This window comes from Sphingomonas crocodyli (assembly GCF_004005865.1).
Lineage (GTDB): Bacteria > Pseudomonadota > Alphaproteobacteria > Sphingomonadales > Sphingomonadaceae > Rhizorhabdus > Rhizorhabdus crocodyli.
This window is the reverse complement of the sequence record NZ_SACN01000001.1, coordinates 200,129-211,522: the sequence shown is the minus strand read 5'-3', so window position 1 is coordinate 211,522 and position 11,394 is coordinate 200,129. Positions and strand designations below refer to the sequence as shown.

The window sequence follows — 11,394 nt, the reverse complement described above, 5'->3', positions numbered from 1 at the left end:
CGACGCGCTGCACCAGATGGTGCTCCAGTCGCTCGATGATGACCAGGCCGTGGAAACGGTCAGCATCCCGCTAGCCGGCAAGTCGTCGATCGCCGATCACATGGTGATCGCCAGCGGCCGGTCGACGCGTCAGGTCGCGTCGATGGCGACGAAGCTCGCCGACAAGATCAAGCAGATGACCGGCCGTGCCGTGCGGATCGAAGGTCTGCCGACGGCGGATTGGGTGCTGATCGATGCGGGGGACATCATCGTCCACCTGTTCCGCCCGGAAGTGCGCAGCTTCTACAATCTTGAGCGGATGTGGAATTTCGGCGACGCGCCGGCCCCCACGATGGCGCAAGCCTGATCCGCATCCTCTGACGCGCCCGTGCTGCTGCATATCGTCGCGCGCGGGCGCATCGGGCGCAGCCCGGAGGCCGATCTGGTCGATCGCTATATGAAGCGGATCGGCTGGCCGACGCGCATCACCGAATTGCCCGATACCGGCGGCAAGATGCCCGAACGCGCGCCCAACAGCGTGCTGATCATGCTCGATGAAAAGGGCGAACAGCTTCCCTCGACGATATTCGCGGAAAAGCTCGGCCGCTGGCGCGATGACGGGCGGCGCGAGGCGCGCTTCCTCATCGGCGCGGCGGACGGGTTCGACGATGCGCAAAGGAAGGATGCCGATCTGCTGATCGCCTTCGGGCGGATGACGTGGCCGCACATGATGGCGCGCGCGATGCTGGCCGAACAATTGTGGCGCGCGACCAGCATATTGGCCGGGCATCCTTATCATCGTGAGGGCTAGGGCACTTCTCGCCGGGGCGCTCGCCCCCATTCTGCTGTCCGCCGCCGATCCGACGGTGGTGGCGCAACGGCGTGCCTTGGTGACGGCGCAGGCATCGGCCAGGGCGGCGGAGCATCGCGCCACCGATCTCGATCGGCAGGCGAAGGCGATGGGCAAGGCGGCCGAACGATCGCAGGCCGATCAGGTCGCCGCTGCCGCCGCGATCCAGGCGGCCGAGGCGCGGATCGAGGCCGCAAAAGGCCGTGTCGCCCTGATCGATCGGCTGCGCGCGATCCAGCGGGCGCGGTTGGCCGAGCGGCAGGGGCCGGTCGTGCGGCTCACCGCCGCATTGCAGACGATGGCGCGCCGCCCCGCTGCGCTCGCGCTCGTCCAGCCCGGATCGGTCGACGACATGATCCACGTTCGCGCCTTGCTGGGATCGACCCTGCCGGTGATCCGCGAACGGACCGCAGGCTTGCGCGCCGAGGTCGCCCGTGCCGATGCGCTGCGGCGGCGGGCGGACGCGGCGGTCGCCGAACTGCGCCACGATCGCGAACAGCTTGCCATCCGCCGCACCGCGCTCGCCCGATTGGAGGCGGTTCAGCGCCAGCAGCAGCAGGGGCTGGTCGACGATGCGATGGCGCAGCAGGATCGCGTGTTGGCGATGGGCGAAAGGGCGCACGATATCGCCCAGCTGATCGAGACGCTGGGCGAACAGTCCGACGTGCGCGATCGGCTGATGAACCTGTCCGGCCCGATCCTGCGCCCCAATGTGCCGGGGCAGGTGGCGACCGCGCCCGACACGCTGATGCAGGCGGGCGTCACCGCCGCCCCGCCCTATCGCCTCCCGGTGATCGGCCGGCTGGTGTCGGGCATGGGCGAGGTCGGCGATTCGGGGGTGCGGGCGCGCGGCATCACGCTGTCCACCGCGCGCGCCGCGCAGGTGGTCGCCCCCGCCGCGGGCCGCATCGCTTATGCCGGGCCGTTTCGCGGCTATAAGGGCATCGTGATCATCGATCATAATGACGGCTGGGCCACGCTCGTCACCGGCTTGCGCGTCGCCGCGATCCGCCCCGGATTGTCGGTTTTGCAGGGAAGTCCGCTGGGCACGGCGGACGGCGCGGATCCGCGCATCACGGTCGAGCTGCGTCACGCCGGAAGCCCGGTCGATATCGTGCCCCTGCTGGCGCGTTAACCAGGTTTGCGCGACAAAAGTCTAACGCCCGTCGCAAAGTGCAATGTCTGGTCAAGGTTCGCGTGATATTTGCCTGAACCCTGAGATGCCGGTAGCATCCCCGTTTCCTCATGCTTGGACGACGAAGCTGATGAACAAGAGCCTGTTGCGTAGTTTGGGTCTTTTCGGCGCCGGTGCGATGGTCGCCACGCTCGCCCCCGCCATCGGCGCGGTGGACATGAACACCTATAAAGAACTCGACCAGTTCATGTCGGTGTTCGAGCGCGTCCGCACCGACTATGTCGACAAGGTTGACGATCGCAAGCTCATCAAGGGCGCGATCGACGGCATGCTCGCCAGCCTCGATCCGCACAGCTCCTATCTCGACGTCCGCGATCGGCAGAATATGCGCACCCAGACGCAGGGCGCCTATGGCGGCCTCGGCCTTTCGGTCACGATGGAGGACGGCGCGGTCAAGATCATGACCCCGCAGGAAGACACGCCGGCGTGGAAGGCGGGGCTGAAGGCGGGCGACTATATCACCCACCTGAACACCAACCTGCTCTATGGCGGCACGCTGGACGAGGCGGTCGATCAGATGCGCGGCAAGCCGGGCAGCAAGATCACGCTCACGATCGTCCGCCCCGGCCGCGACAAGCCGTTCGACGTCACGCTGACCCGCGAGCTGATCCAGCTCAAGCCGGTCAAGTGGGAGGTGAAGAACGGCGTCGGCGTCATCAACATCAACACCTTCGTCAATTCGAACACCGCCGATTCGGTGCGGGCGGCGATCATGGGCATCCAGAAGACGGTCGGCCACGATCCGTTGGGCTATGTGATCGATCTGCGTTCGAACCCCGGCGGTCTGCTCGATCAGGCGATCGACGTGTCGGACATCTTCCTGGAACGCGGCGAGATCGTGTCGCAGCGCGGCCGCGAGAAGACCGATATCGAACGCCGCTTCGCGACGCCGGGCGATCTGGCCCACGGCCTGCCGATCATCGTGCTGGTCGATGCCGGCTCGGCCTCGGCCGCCGAGATCGTCGCGGGCGCGCTGCAGGATCAGAAGCGCGCGCTGGTGATGGGCGAACGCAGCTTCGGCAAGGGTTCGGTGCAGACCGTGCTCGAACTGTCGGACGATACCGCGCTCAAGCTCACCACGGCGCGTTATTTCACGCCGTCGGGCCGTTCGGTGCAGGAAGGCGGGATCAATCCCGACATCGCGGTGCCGCAGCTGTCGGATGCCGATTACAAGGATCGCCCGCGCCTGCGCGAAGCCGATCTGCGCCGCCATCTTATCAACGAGGCGAAGGTCGACGACAAGGTGCTCGAGGATGACGGCAAGCCCGATCCCCGCTTCATCCTGACCGCCGATCAGCTTAAGAAGGATGGCGTCGAGGACTTCCAGCTCGATTATGCGGTCAAGACGATCGCCCGCATGGCGCAGCCCGCGCTCAAGACGGCGATGTCGGGCGCACGCACCGGCGCGCGTCGCTGATCTGATACGCTGATCCGAACAGCCCCTCCCTTGCAGGGAGGGGCTTATTTTTGGTGACGCGGGCTTCTATACCGCCCCCATGACACCGTTCGCCAAGGCGCGCCTCGCCACCCTGTCGCTGCCCGCCGCTCTGATGGCCGGCGCGCTCGGCTCGCAATATATCGGCCATCTGTTCCCGTGCGAGATGTGCCACTGGCAGCGCTGGCCGCATTATACCGCGATCGTCCTCGCGTTCCTCGCCTTCCTCGTCCCCGCCAGGATCGGCCGCGCCCTCGTTGCGCTGGCGCTGGTCGCGGTGCTGGTCAGCGGCGGGATCGGCGTCTTCCATGCGGGTGTCGAATATCATTGGTGGCCGGGCATCACCCGCTGCGCCGCGACGATGGCGACCGGATCGCATGCCGACATGCTCGCGCAGATCATGGCGACCCCGATGATCCAGTGCGATGTGGCGCAGTGGACCCTGTTCGGTATCTCGCTGGCCGGCTTCAACGCGATCATCTCGATCCTGGGCGGGCTGGGCATCTTTTTGTGGTGGAGGGGGCGATGAAAGACGAGATCATCCGCGTCGATCAGGCCGGCGAGTACGGCGCGACCCGCATCTATGCCGGGCAGCTTGCGATCATGGGCGGCCGCCATCCGATGGCCGGATCGATCGCGCGCATGGCGGCGCAGGAGGAGGTTCACCGCGAACGCTTCGACGCCTTGATCGCCGAACGCGGCGTGCGGCCCACCTTGCTCCAGCCCTTCTGGAACGTCGCCGGTTTCGCGCTGGGCGCGGCAACCGCGTTGATCGGGCCGAAGGCGGCGATGGCCTGCACCGCCGCGATCGAGACCGAGATCGATCGCCATTATGGCGAGCAGCTCGATCGGCTGGGCGACAGCGACCCCGAATTGTCGGGCGTGATCGCGGAGTTCCGCGCCGAGGAGGTCGAGCATCGCGACACCGCGATCGCCAATGGTGCGGAACAAGCGCCCGCCTATCCGCTTTTGTCAGGGGCGATCAGGCTCGGTTGCCGCATTGCCATCAACCTGTCGCGCCACATATAGATAAGAACCAGCAGCTTAGGATGACGCCGATGAAGATGGTTCGTGCTTTCGCCCCGGCGCTTCTGATCGCGCTGGCCCTCCCCAGCGTCACCGCGCCCGTCGCCGCCCAGCGCAGCGAGCGCGTGCTCGTGATCTACGGCAACGACAAGTGCCCGACCAGCGGCGGCGAGGAAATCGTCGTCTGCTCGCGCAAGCCCGAGAGCGAGCGCTATCGTATCCCCGAAGAGCTGCGCAAATCCGATTCGCGCGCGAACGAGACGTGGGGCGATCGCGCCAGCAGCCTCGAATATGTCGGCAAGACCGGCGTCACCAGCTGTTCGCCGATCGGCCCCGGCGGCGCGAATGGCTGCGTCCGCGAACTCGCGCGCAAGGCGTGCGACGAGGATAAGGCCGACGGCAAGAAGTGCGGGATCAAGTTCTGATCCGCTGAGGGTCTGAACGTTCAGATACGCGAAAGCCGTTCGGGCGCACCGCTGCGATCATGCTGATCCTCCCCCTCCTGATCGCCGCCGCATCGGTGCCGGCCGTCACGCCCGAACCGCCGCCGGCGCAGATTTCGACGCTGGTGGTGTTCGGCAACGATCCGTGCCCGCGCAGCAAGGATGACGAGATCGTCGTCTGCGCGCGCCAGCCCGAAAGCGAGCGTTACCGCATCCCCAAGGCGCTGCGCGACAAGCGCAAGAAGGACGCGCCCGTCGAAAGCTGGGTCGCGCGCGCCCGCACGATGGACGTGGTGTCGAAACAGGGCCTGCCCAACAGCTGCTCGCCGATCGGCACCAACGGCCAGACCGGCTGCTTCCGCCAGTTCCAGGATTTCATGCGCGCGCAGCGTGCCGCCGACCGCGCGGAGGCGGCGGCCGAAAAGCCCTAAAGCCAGCCCTGCTCGCGCAGTTCCGGAACGACGTTCCGCGCGACGGGGGCGGTCAGCCCGCCGCGCAGTTCGAGCCGGACGTTACGGCCGTCGCGCGCCACCTTCTCGATCGCGTCGCGCGCGACCCACCAACTGCGATGCACCTGCGCGCCGTCAACCCCGCCGAGTTCGGCGACCGCGTCGCGCAGCCGCAGCAGGATCAGGTCCGATCCTCTGGTCGTGTGCGCGCGGACATAATGATCCTCCATCTCCAGCGCGATCAGATCGCGCCCCAGATGCGGCGGCAGGCGATCAAGGAAGGGTGATGGCGCCGCCGCGGCCATGACGCTGTCGGCCTGCGGCATCGGGGTCTCCGCGCGCGAGCGGCGGAACCAGAAGATCAGGCACACGATCGCCGACACGACCACGATATAGAAATAGAGGGTCAGGATCGTGTCGATCGCCAACGGCCTGTCCGCGCCCACCATATGATTGGCAAGCCAGACCACGATGGTCATCGGCGCGCTCATCGCCAGGCAGGTCGCGGCCCACAGGCCTGGCATCGGCAGCGCGAGCGCGGGGCCGCGCGCCGATACGAAGCGCATCGCGGGGAAGAAGATCGCATAGCCGGCGATCGCCAGCACCAGCCAGTAGAGCAGTCGGATCGAAAGCGGCATCGCAAAGGTGCCGAACGGGCCGAGCAGGGCGAAGGCGATGGCAAGGAATCCCATCACCGTCAGATCGATCAGGAAGCCGCGCAGGATCATGATCGGCTTGGTCGCCTGTCGGCGGGTGCGATGCAAGCCGCCCGTTCGCGCTTCGTGAACGGGCAGTTCGTCGCCGCCCGCGAAGCAACCCGCCCGGCGACGCAGGCGGCGTTGCGCAAGGCCCGGTTTCGGCCAGTTGGAAGCCATCGACCCCGATGGAGACGCCCCGACATGGCCACCCTGCCCGCCACCGCCCCCAAGCCCCTGCCGACCGACATCCACCCGCTTCTGCGCGCCGCGATGATCGCGGGCGGCGGGCTGGTGACGATGCTGTCGATCGTCGCGGTGCTGCGCTGGACGGCGGGCATGGCGCCCGATCATCCCGCGCTGAAGCAGGCGGCGGTCGCGATCCACCTTGTGGTCGTGCTCCCTGCGGTGCCGCTGGGCCTCGTCCTGATGCTCCGGCGCAAGGGCGGGCGTTCGCATCGGACGCTGGGGATGATCTGGATGGCGCTGATGCTGGCGACCGCGCTGTCGGCCATCTTCATCCGCAACATCAACGGCGGCGGCTTCAGCATCCTCCACCTGTTCATCCCGCTGACGCTGTTCGCGGTGGTCCGCGCGATCGGCACCGCGCGTCAGGGCCGGATCGACAAGCACAAGCGCGTGATGCTCAGCTTCTATCTGGGCGGGCTGATCCTGCCGGGGCTGTTCGCCTTCCTGCCCGGCCGGCTGATGTCGCTCTGGCTGCTCGGTTAAGCGCGCTGGCCTGCGAACATCGGCAACTGCGCATAGATCGGGTCGTTCGCATCGGGCGCACCCAATAGCGTGCCGTCGGTTGGTCGGGGCACCGACGCGCGCTTCTCGTTCCAGTCGAGCACGACGGTGCGGTGTGCATAGCGCCAGATGCCGTCGCGCTTCGCATAACGATCCAGATAGCGGCCATGCGCCACCCATTCGCGCTCGCCGTCGCGATGCCGATGATAGGCGGTGAAGCACACCTCGCCTTCCGCCGCGTCGCCATCGACCAGGAACAGCATGTTGGTCAGCCGGTGCGCGGACAGCTGCCATTTCGACAGGATCGTGGGGAGCCAGGCGACATAGCCATCGGCCGATCCGCGGAACATCGGCCCGTGATCGTCGGTCGCATCATCGTGATAGAGCGATCGGACCAGCGCATAATCCTGCCGGTCGACGGCATGGCAATAGGTGAAATTGAGCTGTTCGAGCGCTGCCTTGTCGAGCATTTCGTCGACAGTCATGGGGTGGGGTGCAAGCGATGCCGGCATCAAACTCTCCCTTTTTCCCAACCTACCATATTGGCGGATCATCGGCAGTCGGATAGGCTGTTTTCCGAAGGAGCCGGATGAAAGTCATAGATCCCGAGCTGCTGTTGCGCGCCTATTCGATCGGCGTCTTCCCTATGGCCGACAGCCGGGGGGCCGATGACGTATTCTGGGTCGAACCCAAGATGCGCGGCGTCCTTCCCCTCGACGGATTCCGCCTGTCACGCTCGCTGGCGAAGACGTTGCGGTCCGATCGCTTCACCGTCACCGCCGATCGTGCCTTTTCCGAAGTGGTCGCGATGTGCGCGGAGAGCACGGAGGGGCGGCCCGACACCTGGATCAACCCCGCGATCGAGACCGCCTATGCCGATCTCCACCGGCGCGGCCATGCCCATTCGATCGAAACGTGGCGCGACGGGAAACTGGTCGGCGGGCTCTACGGCGTCACGCTGGGCCGCGCCTTTTTCGGCGAAAGCATGTTCAGTCGGGAAAGCGACGCGTCGAAGGTCGCGCTCGCGCATCTCGTCGCGCGGATGCGCGTCGGCGGGTTTCAGCTGCTCGATTGCCAGTTCATCACCGATCACCTCGCCTCGCTGGGCGCGGTGGAGGTGAGCCGCGATGCCTATGTCGCGTTGCTCGATTCGGCGCTGGGGGTCGGCGCGGGCGCTTCGGCATCGACCGGCTGGGCGGGGGCGGACTTCTTCGCGATCGACGGCGCGGTCGATCCCGAAACGCGCACCGTCGCCGGGCCGATATCGGGATGCGTCATCGTGCAGCTCTTGGGCCAGACGTCGTAAACCGGATCCTGCACCGCGTTCAGCGACGGCGATTCCTTGTAGAGCCAGCCGGAGAAAGCGCGGCGATAGCCGCCCTCGCGCCGCTGAACATCCAGTTGCACGAAGGCGCCGGTCAGCTTCTGGTCCTCCCACGGCGCGGTCGTCTCGCACGATGCGAGGCGGACGATCACGTCGCGCACGCGCACGGCCTGTCCGGGGCGCAGCGTCAGTTCGCGCGATTCCCCGTTGCGCTTGTTGAGCAGGCCCAGCACGGCGACGCGTTCGTTCAAAGGAGTCTCGGCCGTCGCCAGCGGCGTATCGGCGGGAACGGGGGCTTTGGCGACTTCCTTGGGCGCTTCGGCGGCAGGCGCCTCTTCCTCGGCCGGGGCGGCAGGCGCCGGCGCGGCGGCAGCGGCCGCCGCTTCGTCGGGCACCGCCTCGATCTCGGCCTGCTGGAAGGCGTCGGCTTCCCAGGCTACCAGCCCGGCCGCGCCCAGCACCGCGATGCCGAGCGTCAGCGCGCCCAGCGTTGTCCGGTTCATTTCGTGGCGTCGGCCGGCGCGTCAGCCTTGGCGTCGCCGGACTTGTTGATGAACTGACCGACCATGCTCATCAGGTCCATCGCGCCCTGCGTGTCGGCGATCGTGTCGCCATCCTTCAGCGGCACGGTGTCGCCGCCGGGGATGAGCGCGACGAAGTTGGAGCCGAGGAAACCTTCGGACGTCACGGCCGCACTGCTGTCGGCTGGCAGCTTGACCGACGGATCGATCGCGAGGGTCAGCTTCACCTGAAAGCTTTGCGGGTCCAGCGTCTGCTGGGTGACTGTGCCCACCTTCATGCCCGCGACGCGTACGTCGCTGCCCACGTTGATCCCGCTCGAATTCGGGAACAGCGCCGCGACATGGATCGCGCCCGCCTTCGTGCCGCCGCCGGTCTGCCCCCAGGCGAACCAGACGAACCACGCCGCGAAGACGACGACGAACAGGCCGACAAAGGCCTCGCCCAGATGATCGCGCAGCACAGCCTTCATTGTGGTCGGGAGCCTTCCTGGAAGTTCTGGCGGCGCCTCAATTGGGCGACCATGCCTCATAATCGCCGGTCGCCGCAGCGCGCACGCCGCCGCGTTCCATCGCGCCCGACGGAAGATAAGCGGCCTCGGTGCCCGTCAGGTTGGGCAAGGGCTGCTTCTGCCAGGTGCGCGGGGCCGGCAGCTGATCGGGGGTGATGTCGGTCGTGTGGTGCAGCCAGGTGTGCCATTCGGCGGGCACGCGGCTGGCGTCGTTCGAACCGTTGTAGATCACCCAGCGGCGCTTGCGGCCGTCGGTGGTCGTACCCCCTTCGAAATAGACGTTGCCCAGCGCATCCTCGCCAACGCGGGTGCCGTTGCGGCTGCTGAAGAGACGCGTGCCGATCGTGGCGCCGTCCCACCAGGTGAAGATCGATTTGAGCAGACCCATGAGCGCCGCTTAGCCCGGATAACCGCCCCTACGCAATATAGGGGCGCGTGCAATATCAGTGATGGCGGGCGGGATCGGCCCAGATCACGCGATCACCCTCGGCAATCCCGGCCTTGGCCGCGCCGCCGCCCACGATTTCGAGCACCGCGGCGACCGGCTCGCCCGAATCGACCGTGTCGAGCGTCTCGGGCTGGGCGGTCGCGATCCGCGCGATCGTGCCGTCGGCGCGGATGAAGATCATGTCGAGCTGGATCAGCGTGTTCTTCATCCAGAAGGTCGCCACCCGATTGGGCACCATCGGGAAGATCATGCCGCCCTGCGGGGGCAGGCTGGTGCGAAACATCAGCCCGCGCTCCTGCTCTTCAAAAGTGCGCGCGACCTCGACCAGGAAATGGCGTTCGCCCGTCGCCGTCTTGATCGTCAGCGGAACCGCCGCCTTCGCGTCGGCCTTGGCGGCGGTGGTGGCGGTCGGCGCACAGGCAGCCAGCGTCGCGCAGGCGAGCGCCACGGCAATACGAAAACGCAGCATGGAAATCAGTCCGTGATCAGTTCGACCGCGAGCGGCCCCTTGCGGCCCGCGGCGATCCGCGCGCGCATCCGCGTTTCGGGAAGGAGATCGGCGAGGCCGGCACGGCGCACCGTCTCCATATGGACGAAGATGTCCTGCGTATCGCCGTCGCGCACGACGAAGCCGTAACCCTTCAGCCGGTTGAACCATTTAACGATCACGGGCTCGGGCTCGCCGGCATCGTCGATCAGCGCGATCGGATCGACGCGGTCGGCATTGCGGCGGGCGATCAGATCGGGATCGGGGCCGGTCGCGGTTGACAGGTCGATTGCCAGGATGCGGCGCGCCTGCAGGCCGCGATCGCGCGCCACGACTTCGCAAGCCACGCGCGCGCCTTCGGGCAATGTCCGGCGGCCATGATCGCGCAGAACCGAGAAGTGGACCAGAACGTCGCCGCGCCCGCCATCGGCCGCAATGAAACCGAAGCCGCGGGTGGCGTCGAACCACTTGACCGCACCGACTACGGTTTCGGCAGGTTCATTGGCTGCAGACACAAGACGACCGTCGTCGGCGACATCGCCGGAATCGCGCATGGATAGGGACGCAACCGACTGTTCGTTCATTATCGAAACACCTGCCCTTTACCGGCTAAGTTAACATATAACATTTGTGAAACGAAGCTGCTTATAACTCGATTTCAATCGATGTTTTTACGGCCAATCATCCAATTCGGTCCCGTCGAGGGACGGATCGAGATCGATGATCCGCCGTGCGATCGCGGGGTTATGTCCTGCGCGAAGCATCGCCGCAAGCGCGCGGTTCCGCGATTCGCGATCAACCGTGCCGGTGGCGAAGGGGCCGATCCGCTTGCGCCGGGCAAAGGCGATCGCGGCGGCTTCGGCCTGTTCCTCGTCGGGCGCGGCGTCTGCCGCCACATCGCGATCGATCCCGGCGGCGGCGAGCGCGGCGGCGATCCGGCGTCCGCCATAGCCGCGCCGTGACAGCGAGTCGGCGCGCGATCGGGCAAAGCTTTCGTCGTCGACGTAGCGCAGCTCGCGCATCCGATCGACGATCGCGTCGACCGGCGCCGGCCCTTCCCCGGCCCAGCCATGCTCCCGCAGCTTGCGGCGCAGATAGTCCGCCAGCTTGGCGCGCGTCGTCGCATAACGGCCGACATAAGCGAGGGCTATCCTGTCGAGGCCGGCGCGGTCATAGGGGCGCGGCTTTCGGGTTTCGTATGGCATGCGCCATCTTTGTGCCACAGTCGGGCCGGATTTTGAACGCGGGAGCGATTGTAAAAGCGTAACATTGCGGGCCTTGGG

Annotated in this window: 17 protein-coding genes and 1 pseudogene; 10 read left to right on the top strand and 8 right to left on the bottom strand. The window is 66.8% G+C overall.

All coding sequences use genetic code 11. The features are described from left to right. Nucleotides 1–16: 16 nt before the first annotated feature. The 8 genes from rsfS to EOD43_RS01035 all read left to right on the top strand — a co-directional run bounded on the left by rsfS (nucleotide 17) and on the right by EOD43_RS01035 (nucleotide 5,359). Complete coding sequence (gene rsfS / locus EOD43_RS01070) at nucleotides 17–346, top strand: ribosome silencing factor (RefSeq protein ID WP_240653214.1); 330 nt, start codon at nucleotides 17–19, stop codon at nucleotides 344–346. Nucleotides 347–367: 21 nt separating this feature from the next. Further along, nucleotides 368–790 carry a 23S rRNA (pseudouridine(1915)-N(3))-methyltransferase RlmH gene (locus EOD43_RS01065; protein ID WP_127740263.1) on the top strand — a complete coding sequence of 141 codons (423 nt, stop codon included), beginning with the start codon at nucleotides 368–370 and terminating at the stop codon, nucleotides 788–790. Further along, a complete protein-coding gene (locus EOD43_RS01060; RefSeq protein WP_240653034.1) occupies nucleotides 780–1,964 on the top strand; it encodes a murein hydrolase activator EnvC family protein in 1,185 nt (394 codons plus the stop codon). The genes EOD43_RS01065 and EOD43_RS01060 overlap by 11 nt, the downstream gene beginning before the upstream one ends. A 130-nt stretch (nucleotides 1,965–2,094) precedes the next feature. Next, nucleotides 2,095–3,441 (top strand): S41 family peptidase, encoded by a 1,347-nt coding sequence (locus EOD43_RS01055; protein ID WP_127740259.1) that lies wholly within the window; start codon nucleotides 2,095–2,097, stop codon nucleotides 3,439–3,441. Between the two features lie 79 nt (nucleotides 3,442–3,520). After that, nucleotides 3,521–3,988, top strand: coding sequence for a disulfide bond formation protein B (locus tag EOD43_RS01050; protein ID WP_127740257.1), 468 nt, complete (start codon nucleotides 3,521–3,523; stop codon nucleotides 3,986–3,988). Next, nucleotides 3,985–4,488 carry a demethoxyubiquinone hydroxylase family protein gene (locus tag EOD43_RS01045; protein WP_127740255.1) on the top strand — a complete coding sequence of 168 codons (504 nt, stop codon included), beginning with the start codon at nucleotides 3,985–3,987 and terminating at the stop codon, nucleotides 4,486–4,488. The genes EOD43_RS01050 and EOD43_RS01045 overlap by 4 nt, the downstream gene beginning before the upstream one ends. Before the next feature lie 29 nt (nucleotides 4,489–4,517). Continuing rightward, on the top strand, nucleotides 4,518–4,910 hold the full coding sequence (locus tag EOD43_RS01040; RefSeq protein WP_127740253.1) for a hypothetical protein: 393 nt from the start codon (nucleotides 4,518–4,520) through the stop codon (nucleotides 4,908–4,910). 59 nt (nucleotides 4,911–4,969) lie between these two features. Then, nucleotides 4,970–5,359, top strand: coding sequence for a hypothetical protein (locus EOD43_RS01035; protein ID WP_240653033.1), 390 nt, complete (start codon nucleotides 4,970–4,972; stop codon nucleotides 5,357–5,359). Here EOD43_RS01035 and EOD43_RS01030 read toward each other — a convergent pair. Beyond that, nucleotides 5,356–6,252, bottom strand: a complete 897-nt coding sequence (locus EOD43_RS01030; RefSeq protein ID WP_240653032.1) for a LytR/AlgR family response regulator transcription factor — start codon at nucleotides 6,250–6,252, stop codon at nucleotides 5,356–5,358. The two genes, EOD43_RS01035 and EOD43_RS01030, sit on opposite strands and share 4 nt — an antisense overlap. A 24-nt stretch (nucleotides 6,253–6,276) precedes the next feature. Here EOD43_RS01030 and EOD43_RS01025 point away from each other — a divergent pair, with 24 nt between their 5' ends. Next, a complete protein-coding gene (locus EOD43_RS01025; protein ID WP_127740249.1) occupies nucleotides 6,277–6,804 on the top strand; it encodes a DUF2306 domain-containing protein in 528 nt (175 codons plus the stop codon). Here the strand turns inward: EOD43_RS01025 and EOD43_RS01020 are convergent. Further along, nucleotides 6,801–7,334 (bottom strand): nuclear transport factor 2 family protein, encoded by a 534-nt coding sequence (locus tag EOD43_RS01020; protein ID WP_164857051.1) that lies wholly within the window; start codon nucleotides 7,332–7,334, stop codon nucleotides 6,801–6,803. The genes EOD43_RS01025 and EOD43_RS01020 overlap by 4 nt on opposite strands. 77 nt (nucleotides 7,335–7,411) lie before the next feature. Between EOD43_RS01020 and aat the strand changes: the two genes are divergently transcribed. Next, nucleotides 7,412–8,128 (top strand): leucyl/phenylalanyl-tRNA--protein transferase, encoded by a 717-nt coding sequence (aat, locus tag EOD43_RS01015; RefSeq protein ID WP_127740245.1) that lies wholly within the window; start codon nucleotides 7,412–7,414, stop codon nucleotides 8,126–8,128. Nucleotides 8,129–8,163: 35 nt separating this feature from the next. Here aat and EOD43_RS01010 read toward each other — a convergent pair. From EOD43_RS01010 to EOD43_RS00985, 6 genes and pseudogenes are all read right to left on the bottom strand, one after another. Next, nucleotides 8,164–8,649, bottom strand: a pseudogene (locus EOD43_RS01010) (DUF2155 domain-containing protein); the annotation flags it as partial. After that, entirely contained in the window at nucleotides 8,646–9,137 is a 492-nt protein-coding gene (gene mlaD, locus EOD43_RS01005; protein WP_127740243.1) for an outer membrane lipid asymmetry maintenance protein MlaD, read from the bottom strand. The pseudogene EOD43_RS01010 and the gene mlaD, both read right to left, overlap by 4 nt. Nucleotides 9,138–9,174: 37 nt before the next feature. Continuing rightward, nucleotides 9,175–9,564: an NADH:ubiquinone oxidoreductase subunit NDUFA12 gene (locus EOD43_RS01000; protein ID WP_127740241.1), complete on the bottom strand. Its 390-nt coding sequence runs from the start codon at nucleotides 9,562–9,564 to the stop codon at nucleotides 9,175–9,177. 55 nt (nucleotides 9,565–9,619) lie between these two features. Next, entirely contained in the window at nucleotides 9,620–10,093 is a 474-nt protein-coding gene (locus tag EOD43_RS00995) for a DUF192 domain-containing protein (RefSeq protein ID WP_127740239.1), read from the bottom strand. 5 nt (nucleotides 10,094–10,098) lie between these two features. Next, nucleotides 10,099–10,665, bottom strand: a complete 567-nt coding sequence (locus EOD43_RS00990; protein ID WP_240653031.1) for a cold-shock protein — start codon at nucleotides 10,663–10,665, stop codon at nucleotides 10,099–10,101. A 117-nt stretch (nucleotides 10,666–10,782) separates the two neighbouring features. After that, nucleotides 10,783–11,316, bottom strand: a complete 534-nt coding sequence (locus EOD43_RS00985) for a regulatory protein RecX (RefSeq protein ID WP_206363470.1) — start codon at nucleotides 11,314–11,316, stop codon at nucleotides 10,783–10,785. Between the last annotated feature and the right edge of the window lie 78 nt (nucleotides 11,317–11,394).